Origin of the sequence: Salirhabdus sp. Marseille-P4669 (assembly GCF_900240405.1) — a bacterium.
Taxonomy (GTDB): Bacteria; Bacillota; Bacilli; order Bacillales; family Alkalibacillaceae; genus OEQK01.
The window spans coordinates 112,608-136,818 of the sequence record NZ_OEQK01000005.1 but is presented as its reverse complement, the minus strand read 5'-3'; the positions used below and the strand labels follow the sequence as shown (position 1 = coordinate 136,818).

The window sequence follows — 24,211 nt, the reverse complement described above, 5'->3', positions numbered from 1 at the left end:
ATATTGAACAGCTCCTTATGAATTGTTATATCGGAAGCCGGTGAGTAACATATACTAGCTTATTACATCCATTCCGTTTAAGTGACGAAAATTCCAATTTATCGTTAATATTAGCATATATATCCAATAAAATTGTTATTATCCCCTAAAACTATTCGGGATAGTCATGCTCTGTATTAGAGAAGTTGGTTGAAAAGAATTGACTCTACCAAAAGAAAGATAAAAAGAAATGGATTTATTCCCAAAGCCATTTCTTTTTAATTATCGCAACAATACTTGCTAATAAGTAGATCAAGGAGATAGATAGAGTAAACATATAGGTCTTTTCCCAAATGATATATAGAAACCGAAGAAGCATATACCCTGGTATGATAATGGTAAATCCAATATAGAAAATAAGCATATATGCTTTTTCCAATAAGGAGTATTGATCATTATATAAGTCATCCGTAAGCTTAACTGCACTCCACTGCATGATAAGAATGGCAAAGGTAAAAAGATAAAATAACAAGATATAATGGATTAAAATTTGCATCAACACTTCCGACCTAGGATACATGCCGTCTGCCCCTATTTTCAAGCTACAATATATTTCGGTTAAAGTAAAAACTACAATACTAATAACTAAACCACTAAAACGAAGTATCATGTAATCCCCCACTTTACTCTTCTGATACATATGTTTATGCAAATGATTGATAATAAGGACAACCAAATACTATTTTTTGGATTTAAGTAGTTTACATAATATAATTATAGGTGACGGCGTATTTGTAATAGCTATTTTACTGAGAATATGCTATATTTTACTGGATAAGATGAAAAAATTGCGGGTGAACAATATGTCAACAGGATTCTTAATTTTTATTATTGGTTGGACATTCATATTAGTTGGATTAATGGGGATCGGCGGCTTTTTTATGTTCCGAAAGTTCCTGAAACGACTACCAAAAGAGGATGGTAAATCGATAATAGATTGGGAAGAGTACTATGTAAACAAAACAGCAAAGCTTTGGGGAGAAGATGAAAAAAGACTTTTAGAAGAATTAGTGTCCCCCGTTCCACAATTATTTCGAGACGTTGCGAAACAAAAAATTGCAAGTAAAATTGGGCAGTTAGCTTTAGAAAAAAAGAAGAAAAAAATTACACAAGATGTACTAATTGAAGGATACATATTAGCTACACCAAAAAGAGACCATAAATTTTTAATAAAAACATTACAACGTAAAGAAATTGATTTTTCCCCATATGAACATCTACTTGAAAAAGAAAAATCCCAAACTACTATGTAGTAGTTTGGGATTTTATTGTAGACACAGCACCTTCGTTTAACGCTTTTTGCAATTTGATGAATTTAAATAGCATAGCCAATCGCCAGCTGATTATCATACCAAATGCGAGCATAAAGAACATTCCACTCGTTTCTCCAAGAGTAATGACATGTCCTAAAATACTCTTCAAGATGACTCTAACCACTAATAAACCAACTAAAACAAGGATAAAGATCTTGGATGGTATTAAATAAATTTCTGTTTCTCGTATTTCAAATTTTGATGTAACAATTAGTAATATGGAAAAGAGAATTCCTACTCCTAATGCTTCCGCAACTTGCAGAAATGATATTCGAAACATTGGAAAAACATACATGAACGCACCCGTACTCATCATAATTGGTGGCAAAATAATCTTCTTAATGGAAGCAGGTTTCTTAGCAGCCTTCATTCGTACAAAAATCATAGTGACTGCCATAAACATTGCGACTACCGTACTAGCTATAACAAAGTAGTTCATACCATTTCACACTCTCTGAAGTCTATAAATTATTTTTGAATGAAACGATGAATTGTTTCAACAACTCGAGTTTCATCAAAGGGCTTAACAATAAAATCCTTTGCACCCATTTGAATCGCTTCTACTACTATCTTTTGTTGACCTACCGCTGAGCACATTACAATTTTTGCGTTTGGATCTTGCTTTAAGATTTCTCTGGTAGCATCTAGCCCATTCATTGTCGGCATCGTGATATCCATTGTTACCAGATCTGGCTTTAATTGATCATACATATCAACAGCCATCTGACCATCAGAAGCTTCACCTACAACTTCAAAACCAGCTTTTTTCAGTATATTAGACAGTGTTAACCTCATAAATTGCGCATCATCAACTACCAAAACTTTCCCCATCTCAATCTCTCCCCATCGCATATATATCAGTTATCTTCTGCAATTGACAAAATAATGGTTAATGTCACTCCAATAACGGTTAAATATACTCCTAAATCAAACAACATTGCCGTTGCTAATTCAACATCTCCAAATATTGGAATATGGAAATGGTCAAATGTATGACTTAAAAAGGGTTGATTAAAGGCAAATGAGCCAATAGCTGTTAATAAAGCAGTCATTAATCCTAACCCGATTAGTATATTATAATTGAATGGCAACACTTTACGGATAACATCAAAACCGTACGTCATATACATTAAAACAATCGCGGATGCTGTCATTAATCCACCAATAAATCCCCCACCAGGTGAATTATGTCCAGCAAAAAATAAATAAACCGAAAAGCCTAATAATATGAAGGCAATAAGGGCCGTAGTCGTTCTTAAAATTAAATCATTTGAGCGCATAGTATGTACCCCCCTTATTTTTAGCTGTACCGAAAAAAGTAACATTACTATCATAATAAATAATTTTTACTATTTTCACAAGTTTTAGGTATGATTTCTTATATTATGTTCGGTTTAGAAATTAAAAACCTTGAAACCCAAAAAAGCTAGATAAATATGCAGTAAAAACTCTCATCCAGTCAAAGAATAAGGCAACACCGACTAAAATCATTATATATCCACCAATTTTCACAAGCTTTGCACCATTACGTTTTATCCAACCTAATTTTCCTACAAAGAAGGATAAAACAAAAAATGGAATAGAGAATCCTAATGAATATGCAATCATAAGAACAACACCAGATTCCGGATTAGACGCAGCAAGTCCGATTACAGACATTAAGATAGGTCCAACGCAAGGTGTCCAGCTCATGGAAAAAGCCATACCAATAAATAATGAGCCTATATACCCTGCTGGCCTATTTTTAAAGGAAATTTTTCTCTCCTTCATTAAAAATTCAAAGTTGAATACCCCAATCATAACAAAACCAAAGAACACCATTAGTATGGCTCCAAGTTGTCTAATTAATGTTCGATATTCGATCAGAACTTCTCCTATTGCAGAAGTTGCAAATCCTAGTATGACAAAGATTGCAGAGAAACCAACAATAAAGCTTAAGGTATGAAGCAGGCTATGTCTACGTAGCATTGCATTGTCTTCTTTTAATTCATTTACACTCATTCCCGTAATATAAGATAAAAAAATAGGATAAAGCGGTAATACACAAGGGGATATAAAAGACAAAAACCCCGCTCCAAAGGATAGAAATAAATTAACTTCCTCTACCATGATGAACGCTCCTTCATGTAATAGTGATAATGAATGTGAATCTTTAATCATTGAGTTTTTTGCATCTTTTCAAAGTGGCTGTCTGTTGAAAAAACGGTAAGTACTTGTAAGAAATTGCTTCAGTTATCCTGTTACTCTATCTGTTTGCATGGGTCTTCCTAATCTACAACCGTATAATGGGAGTAACTTAACATCATTTTATCAAACTGTATTGGGAAATCCTTCTCTATAGTTCATTCATTATTGACATTTTTGTGAAGGCTCATGCCACTAACTATGTATTCGTAAAAAGAAATCCTTCTTCTGTATCTGAAGAAGGATTTCTTAATGTCAAGCAAAAACGGATCCCTTAAGTTTCTCAAAGGCTCTTCTTACTTTTTACCTGTTTGGTTATTCATTGCACGCATCATTTGTGCTATTTTTTTCTGAGATGGTTTTTGTCCCATTTGCATCATCATTGTTCTTAGCATTTGTTCATTAATAGGAGGATTTTTCTTCAAATAGTTCATCATATATTTTCTAGCAATGAAAAATCCTAATGCAATACCCGCGATTAATGCTACGATTGCAATTAATACTACCCAAATTGTACTCATAAAAACGGTTTCCTCCTTCATGTTGTCTCTCATACAGTATAGTAAAACGTTATAAATATGACAATAGCTTTTCTATTATAGCAGAATTTCTTTTCGTAGAGGAGATAGCCACCCATATTGATTATGTTCGAAATCTACTACATAAAAAGATATATCAAAACATCGTAGGTTTTCAAATAATAACCTTTCGACTTCGTGTAATGAGGATGCATAAACCGTCCATTCTCTATCTTCACATTCGATAACAATGTTTGATTGTAAGTGGTTTATTAATAGTCCCTCTTCTGTTTCATGTACAGTTAAGTTCGTGTGATAGGCAAGAAATTCTTTCATTTTTTTATACGGAATCTTTTTCGTAATAAACTCATATTGCTTACGAATTATACTATTGCTTGGCTGATTTCGTACATGTATAAAGAAATCAAACAAAAGCGTACTTTTGTGATAATAATGATGAAAAAATTCATCCTCTATAAAGTACAACGAATATTTTTGCATAGCTTGTCTCACCTCTTGGAGACTATTCTATCAGAATTTTTTTAAAAGTCTGTCGAAATTTGGATAAAAATATATTATTTTATTGACAAACTTCTTTTATAAAAGCGAATCCCCTACTCAACTTGTAGGGGATTCCTATTATTATTTATTTACTAACTCTTCTACATGTTTCACTACGTTTTCAACAGTAAAACCATATTCTTCTATTACTTTATTTCCTGGTGCTGAAGCCCCAAATGCATCAATTGAAATAATCGCTCCTTCATCACCAACATATCGATCCCAGCCTAGTGATGCTCCCATTTCAATTGCTAAACGCTTTTTAATGGTTTTCGGAATCACACTGTTTTTATACTCTTGAGGCTGCTTTTCAAAGCGATCCCATGATGGCATACTTACAACGGCACAATCTACACCTTTCTTTCTTAATTCTTGTTGTGCATTAATAGCAAGATGTACTTCGGATCCTGTAGCAAGTAGCAACACATCTGCTTCTGCTTTTTCACCTTTAGAAACCACATATGCTCCACGTTTTACCCCTTCATATGCATTTTCCTTTGTACTTTCAAGTGTTGGAAGTCCTTGTCTCGTTAACACTAATGCTGTTGGTTGGTCCTCTGACTCTAATGCAAGTTGCCAAGCAGCATTCGTTTCGTATCCATCTGCTGGACGGATTAACGAAAGATTTGGCATCGAACGGAATGAAGACAGGTGCTCAACCGGTTCATGAGTTGGTCCATCTTCTCCAACAGCAATGGAATCATGTGTAAATACAAAGATGGAAGGTATGTTCATTAATGCAGCTAAACGTACTGCAGGACGCAAGTAATCACTAAATACAAAGAATGTGCCTGCATATGCTTTAACCCCACCATGTAATACCATACCATTTAAGGCAGCTGCCATCGCAAATTCACGAACTCCAAACCAAATGTTTCGTCCGCTATAATCCGTTGCTGTTAAATCTGCAGCATCTTTAATGGTTGTTTTATTGGAACCTGCTAAATCAGCACTACCTCCTAGGAAGAAAGGTACCTTTTCTGCAATAGCATTTAAGGCTTTCCCTGAGGTTTCCCGAGTTGCAGGCTTATCTTCCCCTACTTTATATTCAGGGAAGTCCTTTTTCCATCCCTCAGGTAATTTACCTTGAATCGCAGCTTCGAACTCATTACCAAGCTCAGGATATTTTTCTTTATATTCTGCTACGACTTGATTCCACTTTTCTTCCTGACGTTTACCATTTTCTATTACTTTTTGTTTAAAATCTTCATATACATCGTTAGGTACCTGGAACTCATCATGTTCCCATTCATAGTGACCTTTTGTTAGCTTCACTTCATCTGTACCTAGTGGCGCGCCATGGGATGCTGATTTACCAGATTTATTAGGCGACCCATAACCTATAACTGTCTTTACTTCAATAAGTGTTGGCTGCTCTGTATTTTGCTTTGCCGCTTTAATTGCATCTCGAATTTCATCTAAATTATTTCCATCGTCCACTCGTATGACTTGCCAACCATAGGATGTAAAACGTTTTTCCACGTTTTCGGAGAAGGAACGATCCAAATCTCCATCTAAGGAAATGTCATTCGAATCATATAAAAGAACTAATTTACCTAGCTTTAAATGGCCTGCAAGAGATGCCGTTTCATGGGAAATGCCTTCCATTAAATCCCCATCACCACATATGCTATATGTGTAGTGATCCACCACTTTTAAATGATCTCGATTGTATTTTGCTGCTAAATGACTTTCTGCCATAGCCATCCCTACTGCCATCGCAAAGCCTTGACCAAGTGGTCCTGTAGTAGCTTCTACACCGTCTGTATGTCCATATTCCGGATGCCCAGGTGTTTTTGAACCCCATTGGCGGAAATTTTTAAGATCGTCCATAGTAACGTTATATCCAGATAAATGAAGTAAACTATATAAAAGCATGCTTCCGTGTCCTGCTGAAAGCACGAAACGATCACGGTTAAACCATTTTGAATTTTTCGGGTTATGATTCATAAATTCTGTCCATAACGTATAAGCCATTGGCGCAGCCCCCATAGGCATTCCAGGGTGACCAGAATTTGCTTTTTCAATAGCATCAATGGATAAAGTTCGTATTGTGTTTATCGATTTCATTTCTAAAGACATATCTACTTACTCCCTTCTATTCTTCCATCTTTTTTATCAATTTTTTTTAGAATGTGCAAATGATTAACATTGCTCAAATTTAATATGTACTATGTTTATCCTAAACGTAAAAAGGTTGTTAGACAAGCAAAAAAGTGACATTTTAACCATTTTATTCTTTTTGTAAAGTTGATTCTTTTATAAAGTGTATTGAAAGCTCCTAATTTATTCGTTCTACATATATAAAAAAGATAGACTCCCACCAAATGATGGAGTCTACCTTTTTTAATGATGTTTATTTCTTTCTTGTTCATCTCTTAATTTTTTTGGAGTAACGTCATTTCCAGCAGGATCTATAACGGTCATGGTTTTCAGCTGGTTTTTAAATGACTTTCTCACATTTTTTAAATATTCCTTACGTAGTTCTTGCTGTTCTTCTTTTTCTATATTAGTTAATCCTTCACTTTTGGATTTCTTTGCAAGAAAATTGATACGGTCTAACTTATCTTTGGAAATCATGGGGACGCTCCTTCTAAAATAAATAAAGCAAGTGTCAGCTTTATAGACCCTCGCTTCTTACTATTATCTATTATATAGTAACTTTATTTATCTTCCTTTTCAAGTAAGTACTCTTGGTATCGCCTATGTACGGTGGCCTTTGATACGTCGTGCCCCATTCCCTTTAAGTTTAACGCAATGTCTTTAAAGGAAAAACCAAGTTCTTTTAATCGGATCACTTCTTTTAAGGGAAACTGTTTCCGCTCTCTACCAGGTGCTTCCCTAATATTGGATAGATTTTTCTCGGGACGAAATCCATTGGAAACGGCTTTCTTCATCCCTCGTTTGATTTTAATATTATGTAATTTTCTTTGATATTCTTCCACTATGGAAACAATCTGGAGTACCATAGAATCCGACTCGGAAACTTGCATTTCACCCTGATGTGAAATGGTATAAATTTGCACTCCATATTTATTTAACTGGTGAAGTAACGCTATTTTAGCATTCCCTCTTCCTAATCTAGTTTCATCTTGTATTAATAAAATGTCTGCCCTTTTACTAGAAAAGTAATCCAATAGCTCCAATATGCCATCCCGTTCTATCTCATAACCACTAGCACGCTCGGATATTACATTAACCACTTCCAATTGATGTATCTTTGCGAGTTGAAGTAACTCTTCTTCTTGCCTCTTTAAGGAAGTAGTTTGTTCATCTTTATTCGTGCTCACTCTACAATATAGAATGGCTCTCATTCTGTATCCCCCGTTATGACTTTAATTAACTAACAACAACTGCAAAATAAATAAACGCTAGACTTAATCCGAATAATCCATAAAGCGTCAAATCCATTTTAGTTAGTTTACCAAACATATTAATTCGCCTCCATAAGAACCTTTGTTCGCTTTTTGTTGTTTTCATTATTACACGAACACTCGTTCTTGTCAACACTTTTTACGAACGAATGTTTGTATTCCTTAAATAACCATGTTATACTATATTTACTTAATAATATGTACGAGGTGAGTTGGATATGACAAAGCTATCAAAACGACAGGAAGCAATACTAGATTACATAAAAGAACAAGTAAATTTAAAAGGTTACCCGCCTTCAGTACGTGAAATTGCACAAGCAGTGGGCCTCGCATCTAGTTCCACTGTACATGGACATTTATCCAGATTAGAACAAAAAGGGTTTATTAGACGGGATCCTACTAAACCACGAGCCATCGAAGTATTACATGAAGAAGATATAAATGATTTTCCAAAGACTGAAGCATTTTATGCTCCAGTTGTTGGAAAAGTTACTGCTGGAATTCCGATTACAGCCATCGAAAACATAGAAGATTATGTTCCAGTCCCTGCTCACCTTGCTACTTCTGAAGATGATCTTTTCGTCCTGAATGTTCAAGGAGAAAGTATGATTGAAGCTGGTATTTTAGATGGGGATAAAGTAATTATTCGGAAACAGCAAACAGCTCAAAATGGAGAGATTGTTGTAGCTATGACGGAGGAAGAGGAAGCAACTGTAAAACGCTTTTTTAAAGAAAAGGATTATATCCGCTTACAACCAGAAAACGCAACAATGGAACCGATTATAGTAAGAAATGTCGTTATTTTAGGTAAAGTGATTGGATTGTATCGAGAAATCCAATAACTAGTAAGCAACTATCTAATAAAGACGGAATCGTTATATTCTTGTTATAAAAAGCCCTTACAAATTAACGTAAGGGCTTTACTATTTGGATTACGGCGCAACACAGGTGCCTGAACAGTATACATAACCTCCATATACAACATAATTGCCATCGAATTGTTTTACTGTGAGCCAGCCACTATAACCATTCCTATTATAATAATACTTAGATGCTGGTAAGCCAGATGAAACATACTGTCTTACTTCAACATATCTGCTAACAGCAAATGTTCCATATTCTCCAGAGTTTGTGCTGATTGAGGTGTTTGATGGGGCTACAGAGCTTGCAGAAGCATGAGTAAATATACCAGTTGTAATCAGTACAGCTAAAAGTAAAATACCAAGCGACTTTTTAAATACTTTTTTCATTTAACCTATTCCTCCTTTTGTTTTTATGTAGCACAACACAAAATATATCAGAATTTTATAAATTTTCAATACAATTAACATGGTTTGGTTATATATTACTATAATAATAGGAAGATAGGATTAATAAAACCGCGTGAATAAAACCAAGTTTCCAGAAAGTTACAAGTAAAATTCACAAAATTTTTCTTATAATGTTAAGGAAATTTATTGTAAAATTATTAAAGTTAGCCGCTAAGCCGACAAACAAAATGGTTTTCTAGAAATCTGCAGGTCTTATAATGGTGGAATAATTGAAAGTTCTAAATGTAAATAATAGAGGAATTATGTTGGGAGGTAGAATAATGTGGATTTAATGATAGGAATAATGTTGATTTTGTTTATGTTCCTTTTACCGTTTGTCGCTCTACTATATATACTTGGATCTATTACCGTTTATTTGCCAACTAAAATAAAAGAAAGCAAGTTTATGAGAGGTGTACTATTTATCCTTTTAGTCGTTTGTTTTATTACGTCTATAATCTTAAGTGTCAGTACAATTAAAAACTATGTTTTTGGGAGTAGACTAACACAGAAATTTACATATAATCAAGCTATTTTTGTTTCTACTTAGCCGAAAGATCCTCTACCATTATGGTAGAAATAGAATCCGTTGCAATATTCTCGTATTTATTTTTATTTACCTTTTTATAAATATGGTTGCTATTAGCAAAATGATATTCCCCGCTAATCTCATCTAAGAATAGAATATATGCACCTGATTCTATAAATACAAGTTCATCGTCTAGTAATACTAAATCACTTATAGCCTCCCCATTTTCATTTAATTGTTGAAATCCTACGGGAAAAGTAATTTTTTTCCTATCTATTGCACCTTTAGACTGCTTAAAAGTCTTATTAACAGTTACTTGTGAAAATCCTTCTAAAACTATATATGTATTAAATTCTTTATCCTCCATTAGTATCTCTGTATCAATAATTTCCATCAACCGTTCCCTTTACGATTAAATCCGAGTTTAAGGATTTAAGATTCTTTTCTCCTTGTACCTTAAGCCCTACTCCTTAAGATGATGGAGATATATGGCTTGATTGCAATATATTATAATATATCACTCCAATAATACAACGAATAAAGAGAGCTAGAGTTACTATTGGTTTTCGAATTTTCTTCATAGTCCACACCTCCCACTTAACAATTTGTTTATAGGATCGAACAATCCATTTTCATCTAACCGAAGCTCTAGAAATCACTCTATTAACATGTTAAATATCTAATGTGATCCATCATAATTTTAACAGTTTTCCATTTATTAGTAACAATATTATCGTCAACAAAAGCCCCTCCAATTTAGGAAGGGCTTTTTGTTGAAATAGGTTTATGGAATTAGCCGCAAGCGCCTGAACATGAGACGATCCCGCTATAAATTACGTAATTCCCATCGAATTCTTTTACAGTGAGCCATCCAGTGTAACCATTCTTACTGTAATAATACTTTGATGCTGGTAAGCCTGATCCAACGTACATTCTTACTTCAACATATTTACTTGAAGCAAATGTACCGTATTCTCCGGAGTTTGAACTGATTGAAGTGTTTGTTGGAGTTACAGAGCTAGCAGAAGCATGACTAAAGAGTAAACCTGTTGAGATTAATACAGCTAAAGAAACAATTCCTATTGACTTTTTCAATACCTTCTTCATGCAACAAAACCTCCTTTTCATTAATTATGCGCACAACACAAATATATCAAAATATTAATAATATTCAATAATTTATAAAGTAATTGGTAGTATATAACTATAGTTTTAGGGATAAAGAAGTAGTGATAGAATGCTGATTTACTATTGATCCGTATATATCTTTCCTAGTTTAAGCATTAGAGTCTTCTGTAAATTTTAAATAAATATATTCCACCTATAAAAAAAATAAAAAACCCTCAACACCAATAGTGTCAAGGGTTTTTGCTAGCTATTAATACATTTGCATATACTGCTCACGTTCCCACGGATGGACTTGCGTTCTAAACATATCCCATTCAATCTCTTTCGCTTCAATAAAGTGCTCAAATAAATGTTCACCCAATGCATTTACAATAACCGGGTTACTCTTTAATAATTCTAATGCATCATAAAGTGTAGCTGGTAAATCTTGAATTCCATTTTTCTCACGCTCTTCTTTATCCATAACATAAATATTACGGTCAACTGGAGCTGGTGCTGTTAGATTATTTTCAACCCCATCTAGACCTGCAGCAAGCATTACTGCCATTGCTAAATATGGATTTGCAGCTGGGTCTACAGATCTCACCTCGATACGAGTACTCATTCCACGGGATGCCGGAATACGTACTAGTGGACTTCTATTTTGGCCAGACCAAGCAACATAAGATGGAGCTTCATATCCTGGTACTAAACGTTTGTATGAGTTAACAGTTGGGTTCGTAACTGCAGTAAAGCTTGTCGCATGCTTTATCACACCTGCAATGAATTGATAAGCTGTTTTGCTTAATTTTAGTTCTCCGGCTTCATCAAAGAACGCATTAGCACCGTCTTTAAATAAAGACATATTTGCATGCATTCCAGATCCGTTTACACCAAATAGAGGTTTTGGCATAAACGTTGCATGTAATCCGTGCTTTCTAGCAATCGTTTTAACTACTAGTTTAAAGGTTTGAATATCATCACAGCTTTTTAGTGCGTCCGAGTATTTAAAGTCTATTTCATGTTGTCCAGGAGCTACCTCATGATGAGATGCTTCAATTTCAAAGCCCATCTCTTCAAGCTCAAGTACAATATCACGTCGACAATTTTCACCTAAGTCTGTAGGAGCTAAATCAAAATAGCCACCTTTATCATTTAATTCTAAACTTGGTTCTCCTCTATCATCTAACTTGAATAAGAAGAATTCTGGTTCTGGACCAATATTGAAGGCATTAAAGCCTAGTTCCTCCATCTTTTGAAGGTTACGCTTTAAGTTGTAACGTGGACACCCTTCAAAAGGAGTACCATCCGGTTTGTAAATATCACAAATAAATCGCGCTACCTTCCCTTTTTCTGATGTCCAAGGGAAAACTACAAATGTATCTAAGTCTGGATATAACTTCATATCGGATTCTTCAATTCGTACAAAACCTTGAATGGAAGATCCATCAAACATAATTTGGTTATCTAATGCTTTATCTAGCTGGCTTAATGGAATCTCAACATTTTTAATAGTTCCAAGAATATCCGTAAATTGAAGTCGAATAAACTTAACGTTTTCCTCTTGAATTTTCTTAATAACATCTTCTCTAGTATACTTTGTCCCCATGGAAAAAGCCTCCTCTATTTTTAATGGAAGAATCTTGATAACTCTCCCTGTCTTAACGATGCATTGTTTAACCTACCAGCATTGAATAATTCCTTTCGCAACATCTCACGCAATTCCTTATCCGATAAATCCTTGGTAAATGCTGGTTCATTTTCTACAACAATCTCCTCTTTCTCTGTTCCTTGTTTCATAGCAAACATTTCCTTAATACCAGCTAAGTTCACACCCTTTTCAATTAATTCTTTAATTTCAAGTAATCGGTCCACGTCATTAAAGGAAAAAAGTCTTCGATTACCTTTAGTTCTAGCTGGTTGAACTAAGTTGTTATCTTCATAATATCGTATTTGTCTAGCTGTCAAATCTGTCAACTCCATGACGATTCCCATGGAGAATAGGGGCATTGAGCGGCGGTTCATATCACTCATGATGTGACCTCCTATCTACTTCTTGTATTTTTATTATATTCCAATGTCTTTATACCTGTCAAGAGATGTTAGAAAATATAACATGAAAATTATGCATTATTTTTATCCTACTCAGATTCAGTTCAAATCATCGTTAATATGTAGAGGAAATCCCTTTTCTTGTAAGGTTTTTAAAGCATTCACAACCGCTATTTTCACATGTTCATATGTTAAACCACCCTGGACGTATGCAGTGTATGGGGGTCTTATAGGGCCATCAGCGGTTAGTTCCATACTAGCACCCTGGATAAATGTACCTGCCGCCATAATAACATCATGCTCATAGCCAGGCATTGAGCTTGGATAAGGGGTCACATGCGAATTTATTGGAGAGGCTTTTTGAATCGCTTGACAAAAGGCAACCATCGATTCACTATCAGGAAAGATAACTGATTGAATTAAGTCTGTTCTCGGCTCTTTATAGGAAGGACTTGTCTTAAATCCACACGATTCAAGGAGACAGGCAGTATACAAGGCACCCTTCAACGCCTCTCCAACAACATGAGGAGCCAAAAAGAACCCTTGATACATTTCTTGTAAACTATAAAGACTCGCTCCCGTTTCCTTCCCTAACCCTGGTGCTGTCAAACGGTTCGCACAAAGCTCTATTAAATCTGCTCGTCCAACAATATACCCACCTGTTTTTGCAATTCCGCCTCCTGGATTTTTTATTAAAGAGCCAGCCATAAGATCAACACCTACATCAGTTGGCTCTTGTTTTTCGGTAAATTCTCCATAACAATTATCCACAAACACAATAATATCTGGCCTAATAGACCGGACATATTCAACCATAGCTTTGATATCGTGAATGCTAAAGGAAGGACGATTATCATACCCTTTTGAGCGTTGAATTCCGATCATTTTCGTCTTTGCTGTTATTTTTTCTTTTATCATGTCATAGTTGACAGCTCCCTCTTCGTTTAAAGGAACTGTATCATAACCAATGTGAAAATCCTTTAATGAGCCTTTACCACTTCCCCGTAAACCCACTATTTCTTCTAACGTGTCATATGGCTTTCCTGTAATATATAAAAGTTCATCTCCGGGCCGCAACACCCCAAACAAGCTTAATGTTATGGCATGGGTTCCCGAAATGATTTGTGGTCGTACTAAAGCATCCTCCGTAGAGAAAACCGCAGCATAAACACTTTCAAGCTTGTCTCTTCCAATATCATCATAACCATATCCAGTTGTTGGATTAAAATGGTAGTCACTAACTTGTTCTTTTTGAAACGCTTCTAATACTTTCCTTTGATTAAACTCTACTACTTGTCTTATTCTTTTAAAATATGGAGTTAACTTTTCTTCTATCTTATCGGTTAATTCAATTAGTTGTGCCGAATTCATTGTCTGTATTTCCCCTCACTATGTTTTGGTGATATATCGGATGTTCAGGATTAATATATCCGGTTAAAATATACTTTTCCGTATCCGAATGAAAGGTCTCCGATTCGATGATTGTATGCTTTCGCATTTCATTTAATTTTCTACCATCATCGGCAGATACTTGGACTTGATACTCTTCCCACTCTCCCTTTACTACTTCTTCTATTTTTGTTAAGAGCTGTTTTATATCATTCTCATTAAAAGCACTCATTGTAAAAAACGGGTGGGATGTAGGTGTAAACTCTTTTGTAAATTGGTCCTGTTTGTTGTACACCGTTAATATTGGTAAATGATTTGCACCTAAATCCTCTAACAAATCATAAACCGTTTTTTCATGCTGAGGAAAGTCTGGGTTTGAGCCATCCACAACATGCAAAATAAAGTCTGCTTCCGTTACTTCTTCTAAAGTGGAACGAAATGCTGCTACTAGCGTTGTAGGTAAGTCTTGGATAAACCCTACTGTATCCGATATGATAGCATGAAATCCTTTTGTTAATTGAATCTCTCTTGTTAGCGGATCTAATGTGGCAAACAACTGATTCTCTTCTAAGGACTCACTATTTGTTAGCCTGTTAAAAAGCGTTGATTTACCAGCATTCGTATAACCAACAATTGCGATTTGAAACGCCTTATTTTCTTTTCTCCGCTTTCGATATTGATTACGCTGATTTACTACCGTCTGTAAGTGTTGCTTAATCTCAGTTATCCTTCTTTGAATGTGTCTCCTATCTGTCTCAAGCTTGGTTTCCCCAGGACCTCTTGTCCCAATTCCTGCACCGAGACGTGACATTTCAATACCTTTTCCATATAATCTCGGTAGCATATATTCCATTTGTGCAAGCTCTACTTGTAATTTACCTTCTCTTGTTTTGGCACGTCCTGCAAAGATATCTAAAATTAACTGGGTACGATCAATTACCCGGGCGTTTAGCCGGTCGGTTAAATTCCTCAGCTGCCCGGGAGAAACTTCATCATTTAAAATAATTAAATCAATATCGTATTCTTCAATTTTTTTCTCAATTTCTTCAAGCTTTCCGGTACCTAAATAATAGGCAGGATGTCTACGATCTCTTTTTTGTGTCACAATATCAAAAACTTTGCCATTGGCTGTTTCGGTAAGTTGTTCTAATTCTTGCAACGACGTGTCAAATCTGTCTTCATTTTCACCTTTAATTTGACAAGCAACTAATAGTACGCGTTCTTTTTCATCCATATTCATACTCCTTGTCTATTTCTTACTATTTATGGTTTCGTATTTACAAAATCCAAGTCTTCCGCTGAAATGTATAGAAGATCACGTGCTGAGTATCGCTCTGTCGCGACTAATCGCAAGGCATGTCGTCGAATTGCATCTTCCATTACATTTCGAATATAACGTCCATTCGAGAAATTTTTACTGTTTGCGTGTTTTAGTTCCTGCAAATGTCTTCTTAATTTATCTTCAGCTGATTTTGATAACTCATATTGTTTCCTTTCCGTAATAATTTGTGCTATTTTTATTAATTCATCAACTGTATAATCAGGAAAGTCTACAATAATTGGAAACCGTGATCGCAATCCTGGGTTTAGGTATAAAAACTCATCCATTTCCTCCGGATAACCAGCTAAAATTAATACAAAATCTTGGTGCGCATCCTCCATATGCTTTACAAGCGTATCAATAGCCTCTTTTCCGAAATCTTTCTCTCCACCTCTTGCTAACGAGTATGCTTCATCAATAAAGAGTACACCACCCATCGCCTTTTTCACTAAATCTCTAGTTTTTTGGGCGGTATGACCAATATATTCTCCTACAAGGTCCGCTCGCTCCGCTTCGATAAAATGACCTTTTGAAAGCAGGTTCATTTGATGAAAAAGCTTCGCTATGTCTCTTGCAATTGATGTTTTACCAGTACCAGGGTTCCCTTTAAATAGCATATGAAGCATTTGGTTTTCGGTTTTCAGTCCAGCTTCTCTTCGTTTATGATTAATGACAACACTAGCATAGATTTCTTTTAATGTATTCTTTAATTTATTCATTCCAATATAAGCATCAAAGGCATGATTAATAAACCCAAAAGTATCGCTTTGATTATCTGTGATTCGATAATAATCTTGATGCAAATTATCAGTTTTCTGATCATGTAAAACAATATTAATTTGGCCATTTCGTTTTGTTTGCAATCCCACGGCTTTTCACCCCTTACTACGATTACTATACGTTCATTAGGGGAAAAGTGTGACATTCGCCCATAGTCCATTTTCAGGAAATTTATCGGCAACATGTAGGAACCACTTCATTTCATAACATGAAAAAACGGATGCCTCATGCATCCGTTTGTACTAGCTTATTCTTTATCAAATTGAACAGGTTTTGCAGGCGCAAAAGTAGAAATCGCATGTTTAAAAATAAGCTGTTGTTTACCATCCACTTCTAATAAAACTGTGAAATTATCGAATGACTTTACTACACCTTTTATTTGAAAGCCACTAATTAAAAATACCGTAACCTGAGTGTGATCCTTTCTAAGCTGGTTTAAAAACTGGTCTTGAATATTTACTGTTTGACCCATGGATTACTTCCTCCTCTATTTATCTATATTTCATTATTTCGGTACTTCTTTTAACATTCCTTCTAAATCCCTTAAAATTATGGAAAAAATATGTTCTATAGTAGGTACAGAAACCGGATACCAATGAACATCTAGTTTATTTCGAAAATATGTAAATTGTCGTTTGGCGTAACGTCTTGAGTTTTGTTTCAATTGTTCGATTGCATATTCCATTGATATATCGCCTTCAAAATATGGTATTAACTCTTTGTATCCTATTCCTCGCATGGATTGAGCATGTTTTAAACCTTTGTCATAAAAATACTTTACTTCCTCAACTAAGCCATCTTCCACCATTTGATCAACGCGATTATTTATTCTACGATATAATTCCTCCCGTTCCATAGTTAAACCAATAATTATCGGATTATACGGGGATTCACGACGTTGCTTTGCATGAAGCTCCGACATAGTAAGACCTGTCTTTTCATAAACTTCAAGAGCACGTATGACTCTCCGTCTATTATTTGGATGTATTTTTTGGGCTTGCTCAGGATCAACTGCCACTAGTCTTTGATAAACCTCATCGATACCATTTTGGTCGATTTCCGTTTCTATTTTTTGAACGAATGCGGGATCTCTACCTTCATCTGCAAAGTTAAATTGATAAAGGGTTGATTGTATGTATAAACCGGTACCACCAACAATAATCGGCAAGGCACCTTTGTTATGTATGTATTCAATGTACCCTTGAACCTTATCCTTAAATTCTGCCACCGAAAAAGATTCTTCCGGATTCTTTATATCAATCATATAGTGTGGAATCCCCTGCATTTCATCCTTTGTAACTTTTGCAGTTCCAATGTCAAGGCCTTTATATACTTGCATGGAATCTCCACTTATAATTTCACCATTAAAACGTTTCGCAATTTTTACACTAAGCTTTGTCTTTCCAACTGCTGTAGGACCAACAATTGCAACAACTGGTATTTTCATATAATGCATTTCCCCCATTTACTATCAAACGGAAGCGACATACTCAAATTCTAGATGGTCCTTCCATGTTAGAAGGAACTATTCTGATTAACGAACGGGTTCATCTATCTTCCTTCAAAACCAATAATTGACAACTTAAAAATTATTATACATTAAAATCGTCGTTTAGCAAAATTTAATGGTTAAATTTTATCGATTTATAGTAGGCAGTGAAATTTATTGAAAAAGGAAGCGGGTTATATCCCTGCTTCCTTTCGTTAAATAGGCTGAGGCGAGCCTTTTCTGAATCATACTGTTTAGAATGTAGTTGATGTGTTTACAGGTTTTCTTCGATCGTAAACTTACATTACTCGCTTAAATAATTTCTCTAGTTCATATTCAGAGAAGAAGATAATGATCGGTCTTCCATGAGGACATGTAAAGGGGTCCTCACACTTCCTTAAATCCTCTAGTAAACGATACATATCATCATGTGTTAAGTAATGATTTGCTTTAATCGATTTTTTACAAGACATTAATATCGCAGCATCCTCGCGCAATTTTTTAATGTCTATTTTTTGTTCCTCCAGCACTTCATCGACCATATCCCGTATAATTTCTTCCTCTTCCCCTTTTGGAAACCATTGAGGATGGGAACGAATAATGTATGTGTGTTCACCAAAAGGTTCAAAGAATAGCCCTACCTTTTTCAATTCCTCATCATATTCTTGAATCAAAATCGATTCCTGTTTCGTGAATTCAAAGGTCATTGGAACAAGCAACTCTTGTAACTCCTGCGCAACGATTCCGACTTTTTCACGATAAAATTCGTATTTTATTCGCTCTTGAGCAGCATGCTGGTCAATGAGGTACAGTCCTTTATCATTTTGCGCGACAATATACGTCCCATGAACTTGTCCAACTGGATAAAGTACTGGTACTCGTTCTTTTTCTTCTACTACTGGTGTATTTTCTCTTAATTCATCAACTTCCTCGTCAAAGGTACGATCCCCATTTTCTTCTTTACTTTTATCCTCAACTTCAATCGAATCCGAAGTCTGGTTAGGAAAGCCCTGTTTCGGTTCACCAATATTAATTAACGCATCCCAAGGGTAATCGTCCTTTACCTTAGTAGAATCCCATTTATTACTATTTTCATCAAGTGTGAAATAAGCTTGTGTCGACACTTCTTTTTGTTTCGTTGATGTCTTACTAGGCTCTGGAATTAATATTTGTGCTTTAAATGCTTGCTTAATTGTTGTTTCTACTGCATCAAATAATTCCTTTTCCTTACTAAAGCGAACCTCTAATTTCGCTGGATGTACGTTGACATCGACTAAATAAGGGTCCATTTCAATATTTAATACAACAAGTGGATATCGACCAATCGGGAGCAACGTATGATAACCTTGTATAATGCCTTTATTCAACATATGATTGCGAATATATCTTCCATTCACAATAGTAGACATGTAGTTGCGGTTCGCCCGAGTTATTTCTGGACGCGCGATAAATCCGTTAATCTCGAAGTCTAGCGTACTATGGTTTACCCGAATCATTTTTTTGGCCGTTTGCATACCATAAATCTGGCTTATTACTTGGAGGAGATCTCCTCTACCTGAAGTATAAAATAGCTGTTTGCCATTATGATAACATTCAAATCGAATATGCGGGTACGATAACGCCATACGATTTAATACATCGGTAATATGACCAAGCTCCGTATGAAGACTTTTCATATATTTTAATCGTGCTGGCGTATTAAAAAACAAGTCTGCAACCGTAATTTCCGTACCTTTTCTCGCATCACTTTTTTCATTTTCTAGTAACTTACCACCCTCGAATTGCAGTTGATTTCCAGCACTCTCACCAGTGGATGTACGCATTGTTAATCTACTTACCGCCGCAATACTAGCAAGTGCTTCACCCCGAAACCCAAGTGTCCGAACATGAAACAAATCATTTTCAGAGATAATTTTACTCGTAGCATGACGGAAAAAAGCACGCTCACAGTCGTCAGCAGACATTCCGTCACCATTATCGGTTATTTTGATTTTGGCTAGCCCTGCTTCCTCTAGCTCTACCTTAATCCATGTGCTATTGGCATCAATACTATTTTCAACTAGTTCCTTAATTACGGAAGCTGGCCGTTCTACAACTTCTCCAGCTGCAATCTTATTGGCTAACGCATCTGGCATCAACTGAATTTTTCCCACGCTCTCACCTCCGTCTCTATGAATTTAGGATTTTAACTTTTTATGAATCGCATAGAGCATATTCATCGCATCCATCGGCGTCATTTCTAGTAAGTTTAAAGCTTTTAGCTCGTTTAAAGCATACTCTTCTGCAGAGGAGCGTTTGGATGTCTTTTTGTTTACCTCTTCTTGAAAGAAGCTTAATTGTTGATCACTTGTTTCTTTCACGATCGGTTTTATTACTTTTTGTTCACCCTCAAATTGTTGCAGAATTTCATATGCCCGATCGATTAATGCCTCTGGTAAATCCGCAAGCTTTGCTACATGTATACCATAGCTTTTATCAGCTGGACCCTGCTGAATTTTATGAAGGAAAACAACTTCCCCATCATGTTCCTCTGCTTTCACATGAACATTTGTTAATTGTTTTAAGGTTGCTTCCAATGATGTTAATTCATGATAGTGTGTAGAAAATAATGTTTTGGCATGGATATGATCATGAATATATTCTACAATCGCTTGTGCTAAAGACATTCCATCGTAGGTGCTTGTACCCCGACCAATCTCATCTAATAAAATGAGACTATTGCTCGTTGCTTTCGTAATAGCATGCTTTGCTTCTAGCATCTCAACCATAAACGTACTTTGACCCGCTACTAAGTCATCTGCTGCACCAATCCTGGTAAATATTTGATCAAATACAGGAAGCTCACATGACTCACAAGGTACAAAACATCCAATTTGCCCCATAATAACCGTTAAAGCGAGCTGTCTCATATAAGTGCTTTTTCCGGCCATATTTGGACCAGTTATGAGTAAAATGTTATTGTTCTCATCCATTTTGACATCATTGGGAACAAAGGTTTCGTTCTTCATCACCTTTTCGATGACCGGATGTCTCCCACCAACAATGTCTATTTCGCGACTATTGATAAACGTTGGTTTGATATATTGATTTTGATCACTTACCTCCGCAAAGCTTTGCAAGACATCAACTTGGCTGATTTGATTCGCTAAATGCTGAAGATTTGGAATGTACTGTTTCATTTGTTCTCGAATATCTGTAAAAATCTCATATTCTAATTCAACACTTTTTTCTTGAGCTTCCAAAATAAGCGTTTCTTTTTCTTTAAGCTCTGGGGTAATGAACCGCTCCGCATTGCTCAACGTCTGCTTACGCTCATACCGACCTTCTGGAATTAAATGCAAATTGGCTTTCGTTACTTCGATATAATAACCAAATACTTTGTTATATCCGATTTTCAACGATTTAATCCCTGTTTCTTGTTTTTCCTGTTGCTCTAATTCCGCAATCCACTGTTTACCATTTTTAGAAGCAAGACGGTATTGGTCTAATGTTTGGTGAAAACCATCTTTAATAATTCCCCCCTCTTTAACGGACATAGGAGGTTCTTCATGTATGCTTTGTTCTAGTATCGCCTGAACATCTGTCAATGGATTGATAGATTCCGAAAACTTCTTCCATTCCCCATCTAGCGAATAAAGTACGTCTATAATTCTCGGAACTTGTTGTAAGGAACGTTTTAATTGCAGCATATCTCTAGCATTTACATTCCCAAAAGCAATTCTTCCGGATAGTCGTTCTAAATCATAAACCTCTTTTAATGCTTCTCGTAAAGACTCTCGTTCAAAAAATTGTTCCATCAACGCTTCCACTAAACGATGACGGGCTTCAATCGCATCCTTAGATAATAGTGGTCGATCCAGCCATTTTTTAAGCATTCTAGCTCCCATAGCTGTAACTGTACGGTCTAGTACCCATAACAAGGAGCCATGTTTTCCTTTGTTACGAATGGTTTCTGTTAACTCCAAATTCCGCTTCGAGTACATATCTAGCTTCATATATTGATTTAATTCAATATACGTAACGGGCTGAAGGTGAGTTAAGGATCGCATTTGGGTCTTTTTTAAATATTGAAATAAGCGTCCAAAGCCAATTTTTAGTTCGTTTTCGGATAACGTATTCGTTAAGTAGCGGTATTCCTCTGGCATGTCCACTTCATCTTCGTACGAAATGGTTAATTTTAATTGTTCTTTTAACACTTCAACCTGGTGTTCATCTAAAACAGTAGGAATGACAATTTCCTTTACCGGTCGATTAAATAACTCACTAACAACGGAATCCCAGCCATCATGTACTTGTGCGACACTATTTTCACCTGTTGAAAGGTCATTATATGCAATTACATAATGCTCTGTAGAAAAGGGTGTAATAGAGGCGATGTAATTGTTTTCTTCTTCATTTAACAAGTTGCCTTCCATAACGGTTCCTGGTGTAATAACTTGTATGACTTCTCTTTTCACTACACCTTTTGCTTCTTTTGGATCCTCCACTTGCTCACATATTGCAACCTTATAGCCTTTATCAATTAATTTTTTTATATAAGTCGAAGCAGAATGATATGGAACTCCACACATCGGAATTTCTCCACCATCTCTGCTCGTTAATGTAATTTCTAATTCCTTCGCAGCTGATACTGCATCCTCAAAAAACATTTCATAAAAATCACCTAACCGAAAAAACAAGTAGGCGTCTTTATAATTGTTTTTAATCGTTAAATATTGCTGAATCATAGGCGTATACTGTGCCATTCTCCTGCCCCCAATCATTTCATTATTATAACATATATAAAGGGAATCATGCTTTTGCTATACAACAGTTTTTTTGCATCGGGTACGAGAATAGTCACCTGTCCAATTACCGCTAAGTAACGCGATATTGTTCTATTTTATAGATTTTTTCTAGTAAAGAGCACGATTTTCAAACAAAAAAAGGAGTGCCAGTTGTCCGACACTCCACATACGTGTTTCCACTTAAAAAAGATACCAACTCGCTACTACTTTTTACTAGAGCTTGAGGAAGAACTTGAAATATCCGGATCTACTTCGGATAGCTCCGCTTCTAATACGTCAAAATCAAAATCGTCTTCCTCTACGAAACCGTCTGGGTCTAATTTAACAAATACTTTTGTTTCTCCAATAACCTCTACAATGAATTCTCTTTCTACGTCAACTAAAATTCGATTACCAGCTTCATTTATGCTGCATTCTAAACAATTTGGTTGTTGTGTAGCACGAGCAATTACTTCTAGGTCATCTGTTACACAGTTTTCATCTTTAACTAATAAAGGAATGGAGTCTGTATAAGTAACTTTATCTGTTACTACTTCGGTTTTCGTATTATCGTTAAAGGAATACCACACATTAATATCGTATGCTCCTGAAACTTCCACACAATCTCCTTTTTTTCTAGCTTTATATTGATGGTTAATGATCCAACAACCTAAGATGCTGGATGGACTATGATTTGGAGAAATTGTATGTGTTGCTTCCGTAAACTTTTTTCCTTTTCCAATAACCGCTTTGGTAATGATTTGTCGTACTTGTTTATCAAGGAATGACATAGAGCTTACCTCCTTCTAATTAGTTCCATGACATTTTATTCAAGGCATTCGCCCGAAGTGAATGAAACTTCGAATAAAATTCTTCTGGTGACTAGTTATCTGTCTATTAAAGTTTATGCACATTCACCTAATTGTGTGTCTTTTGAAAGAAGTTGGGCGGTTATCTAAAAGGATATTATGAGATATACAGGGAAGAGGATTATAGTCATAAAAAAAAAAGATATGGACACCTTTTACGGTCCATATCCTTTTTGTTATCCACTAGTGACAAGAAGGTTCATTTTCTCTTTGCGACTTTGTTTGTCCAGATAGAACATCTCCACCGGTTGAACGAATGATTTCATCTGTTACTTCGTTCGCAATTGTATTCGTTACTCCTTGAAGAATATCGTTAATAACTATTTGTGTATCCTTAAATTCAGCAACTACTGGAATAGCATCTAGTTCGTCTTGTAAGCGATCTAGTTCTTTTTCCACTTTTTTCAACGCCTCTGTTTTTCCATAGTGCTGGAAATTCACTGCTTGTTTTTGCAATGCTTTAATTCGAGAAATCAAACTTTGAACTTTTTCGTTCTCGTTTAATTTTTCCTCCACTTGTTTAAAACGATCAATTTCCTCAATGTTCGCTAACATATTAGCTAATTTCTTTGCTTCTTCCATAATGTCTTTACGTGTGTATTGTGCCATT

At 35.5% G+C, this 24,211-nt stretch carries 26 protein-coding genes; 2 read left to right on the top strand and 24 right to left on the bottom strand.

Annotated elements, in window-relative coordinates; translation table 11 throughout:
- Positions 1 to 235: 235 nt before the first annotated feature.
- Positions 236 to 649 (bottom strand): hypothetical protein, encoded by a 414-nt coding sequence (locus C1A05_RS11160; protein WP_102028319.1) that lies wholly within the window; start codon positions 647 to 649, stop codon positions 236 to 238.
- 193 nt (positions 650 to 842) lie between these two features.
- Here C1A05_RS11160 and C1A05_RS11155 point away from each other — a divergent pair, with 193 nt between their 5' ends.
- Entirely contained in the window at positions 843 to 1,292 is a 450-nt protein-coding gene (locus tag C1A05_RS11155; protein WP_102028318.1) for a DUF2621 domain-containing protein, read from the top strand.
- On the opposite strand, the gene C1A05_RS11150 is transcribed toward C1A05_RS11155, so the two are convergent.
- From C1A05_RS11150 to C1A05_RS11110, 9 genes are all read right to left on the bottom strand, one after another.
- Positions 1,285 to 1,791 carry a CcdC family protein gene (locus tag C1A05_RS11150; protein WP_102028317.1) on the bottom strand — a complete coding sequence of 169 codons (507 nt, stop codon included), beginning with the start codon at positions 1,789 to 1,791 and terminating at the stop codon, positions 1,285 to 1,287. The genes C1A05_RS11155 and C1A05_RS11150 overlap by 8 nt on opposite strands.
- A gap of 29 nt (positions 1,792 to 1,820) precedes the next feature.
- The gene (locus tag C1A05_RS11145) at positions 1,821 to 2,183 is read right to left on the bottom strand and encodes a response regulator (RefSeq protein WP_102028316.1); all 363 of its coding nucleotides are present in this window, start codon (positions 2,181 to 2,183) and stop codon (positions 1,821 to 1,823) included.
- A 26-nt stretch (positions 2,184 to 2,209) separates the two neighbouring features.
- Positions 2,210 to 2,632: a Na(+)/H(+) antiporter subunit B gene (locus C1A05_RS11140; protein ID WP_102028315.1), complete on the bottom strand. Its 423-nt coding sequence runs from the start codon at positions 2,630 to 2,632 to the stop codon at positions 2,210 to 2,212.
- A gap of 121 nt (positions 2,633 to 2,753) precedes the next feature.
- Positions 2,754 to 3,461, bottom strand: a complete 708-nt coding sequence (locus C1A05_RS11135) for a cytochrome c biogenesis CcdA family protein (protein ID WP_102028314.1) — start codon at positions 3,459 to 3,461, stop codon at positions 2,754 to 2,756.
- Positions 3,462 to 3,832: 371 nt separating this feature from the next.
- Positions 3,833 to 4,057, bottom strand: a complete 225-nt coding sequence (locus tag C1A05_RS11130; protein ID WP_102028313.1) for a YneF family protein — start codon at positions 4,055 to 4,057, stop codon at positions 3,833 to 3,835.
- Positions 4,058 to 4,132: 75 nt separating this feature from the next.
- Positions 4,133 to 4,555, bottom strand: a complete 423-nt coding sequence (gene sirA, locus C1A05_RS11125; protein WP_102028312.1) for a sporulation inhibitor of replication protein SirA — start codon at positions 4,553 to 4,555, stop codon at positions 4,133 to 4,135.
- Positions 4,556 to 4,696: 141 nt separating this feature from the next.
- Positions 4,697 to 6,697: a transketolase gene (gene tkt / locus C1A05_RS11120; RefSeq protein WP_102028311.1), complete on the bottom strand. Its 2,001-nt coding sequence runs from the start codon at positions 6,695 to 6,697 to the stop codon at positions 4,697 to 4,699.
- A gap of 264 nt (positions 6,698 to 6,961) precedes the next feature.
- Positions 6,962 to 7,195, bottom strand: a complete 234-nt coding sequence (locus tag C1A05_RS11115) for a DUF896 domain-containing protein (protein WP_102028310.1) — start codon at positions 7,193 to 7,195, stop codon at positions 6,962 to 6,964.
- Between the two features lie 83 nt (positions 7,196 to 7,278).
- Entirely contained in the window at positions 7,279 to 7,929 is a 651-nt protein-coding gene (locus tag C1A05_RS11110) for a YneB family resolvase-like protein (RefSeq protein WP_102028309.1), read from the bottom strand.
- Positions 7,930 to 8,207: 278 nt separating this feature from the next.
- Between C1A05_RS11110 and lexA the strand changes: the two genes are divergently transcribed.
- Positions 8,208 to 8,831, top strand: coding sequence for a transcriptional repressor LexA (lexA, locus tag C1A05_RS11105; RefSeq protein WP_102028308.1), 624 nt, complete (start codon positions 8,208 to 8,210; stop codon positions 8,829 to 8,831).
- A 90-nt stretch (positions 8,832 to 8,921) separates the two neighbouring features.
- On the opposite strand, the gene C1A05_RS11100 is transcribed toward lexA, so the two are convergent.
- The 14 genes from C1A05_RS11100 to C1A05_RS11030 form a co-directional block, all read right to left on the bottom strand.
- The gene (locus tag C1A05_RS11100; protein WP_102028307.1) at positions 8,922 to 9,239 is read right to left on the bottom strand and encodes a hypothetical protein; all 318 of its coding nucleotides are present in this window, start codon (positions 9,237 to 9,239) and stop codon (positions 8,922 to 8,924) included.
- A 602-nt stretch (positions 9,240 to 9,841) separates the two neighbouring features.
- Complete coding sequence (locus C1A05_RS11090; RefSeq protein WP_102028305.1) at positions 9,842 to 10,222, bottom strand: hypothetical protein; 381 nt, start codon at positions 10,220 to 10,222, stop codon at positions 9,842 to 9,844.
- 398 nt (positions 10,223 to 10,620) lie between these two features.
- Positions 10,621 to 10,935 (bottom strand): hypothetical protein, encoded by a 315-nt coding sequence (locus C1A05_RS11085; RefSeq protein ID WP_102028304.1) that lies wholly within the window; start codon positions 10,933 to 10,935, stop codon positions 10,621 to 10,623.
- A 271-nt stretch (positions 10,936 to 11,206) separates the two neighbouring features.
- Positions 11,207 to 12,544: a type I glutamate--ammonia ligase gene (gene glnA, locus C1A05_RS11080; protein WP_102028303.1), complete on the bottom strand. Its 1,338-nt coding sequence runs from the start codon at positions 12,542 to 12,544 to the stop codon at positions 11,207 to 11,209.
- A 20-nt stretch (positions 12,545 to 12,564) separates the two neighbouring features.
- Complete coding sequence (locus C1A05_RS11075) at positions 12,565 to 12,969, bottom strand: MerR family transcriptional regulator (RefSeq protein ID WP_102028302.1); 405 nt, start codon at positions 12,967 to 12,969, stop codon at positions 12,565 to 12,567.
- 117 nt (positions 12,970 to 13,086) lie between these two features.
- The gene (locus C1A05_RS11070) at positions 13,087 to 14,358 is read right to left on the bottom strand and encodes a methionine gamma-lyase family protein (protein ID WP_102028301.1); all 1,272 of its coding nucleotides are present in this window, start codon (positions 14,356 to 14,358) and stop codon (positions 13,087 to 13,089) included.
- A complete protein-coding gene (gene hflX / locus C1A05_RS11065; protein WP_102028300.1) occupies positions 14,336 to 15,610 on the bottom strand; it encodes a GTPase HflX in 1,275 nt (424 codons plus the stop codon). Before hflX ends, C1A05_RS11070 begins: the two co-directional genes overlap by 23 nt.
- 29 nt (positions 15,611 to 15,639) lie before the next feature.
- Positions 15,640 to 16,566, bottom strand: a complete 927-nt coding sequence (locus tag C1A05_RS11060) for an AAA family ATPase (RefSeq protein ID WP_373419471.1) — start codon at positions 16,564 to 16,566, stop codon at positions 15,640 to 15,642.
- Between the two features lie 158 nt (positions 16,567 to 16,724).
- A complete protein-coding gene (hfq, locus tag C1A05_RS11055) occupies positions 16,725 to 16,949 on the bottom strand; it encodes an RNA chaperone Hfq (RefSeq protein ID WP_102028299.1) in 225 nt (74 codons plus the stop codon).
- Positions 16,950 to 16,982: 33 nt separating this feature from the next.
- Complete coding sequence (gene miaA, locus C1A05_RS11050; protein ID WP_102028298.1) at positions 16,983 to 17,924, bottom strand: tRNA (adenosine(37)-N6)-dimethylallyltransferase MiaA; 942 nt, start codon at positions 17,922 to 17,924, stop codon at positions 16,983 to 16,985.
- A 341-nt stretch (positions 17,925 to 18,265) separates the two neighbouring features.
- Complete coding sequence (mutL, locus tag C1A05_RS11045; RefSeq protein WP_102028472.1) at positions 18,266 to 20,101, bottom strand: DNA mismatch repair endonuclease MutL; 1,836 nt, start codon at positions 20,099 to 20,101, stop codon at positions 18,266 to 18,268.
- A 42-nt stretch (positions 20,102 to 20,143) separates the two neighbouring features.
- A complete protein-coding gene (mutS, locus tag C1A05_RS11040) occupies positions 20,144 to 22,711 on the bottom strand; it encodes a DNA mismatch repair protein MutS (RefSeq protein WP_102028297.1) in 2,568 nt (855 codons plus the stop codon).
- Positions 22,712 to 22,956: 245 nt separating this feature from the next.
- Positions 22,957 to 23,523, bottom strand: coding sequence for an outer spore coat protein CotE (cotE, locus tag C1A05_RS11035; RefSeq protein WP_102028296.1), 567 nt, complete (start codon positions 23,521 to 23,523; stop codon positions 22,957 to 22,959).
- 261 nt (positions 23,524 to 23,784) lie between these two features.
- On the bottom strand, positions 23,785 to 24,210 hold the full coding sequence (locus C1A05_RS11030; protein WP_102028295.1) for a RicAFT regulatory complex protein RicA family protein: 426 nt from the start codon (positions 24,208 to 24,210) through the stop codon (positions 23,785 to 23,787).
- Position 24,211: the final 1 nt, after the last annotated feature.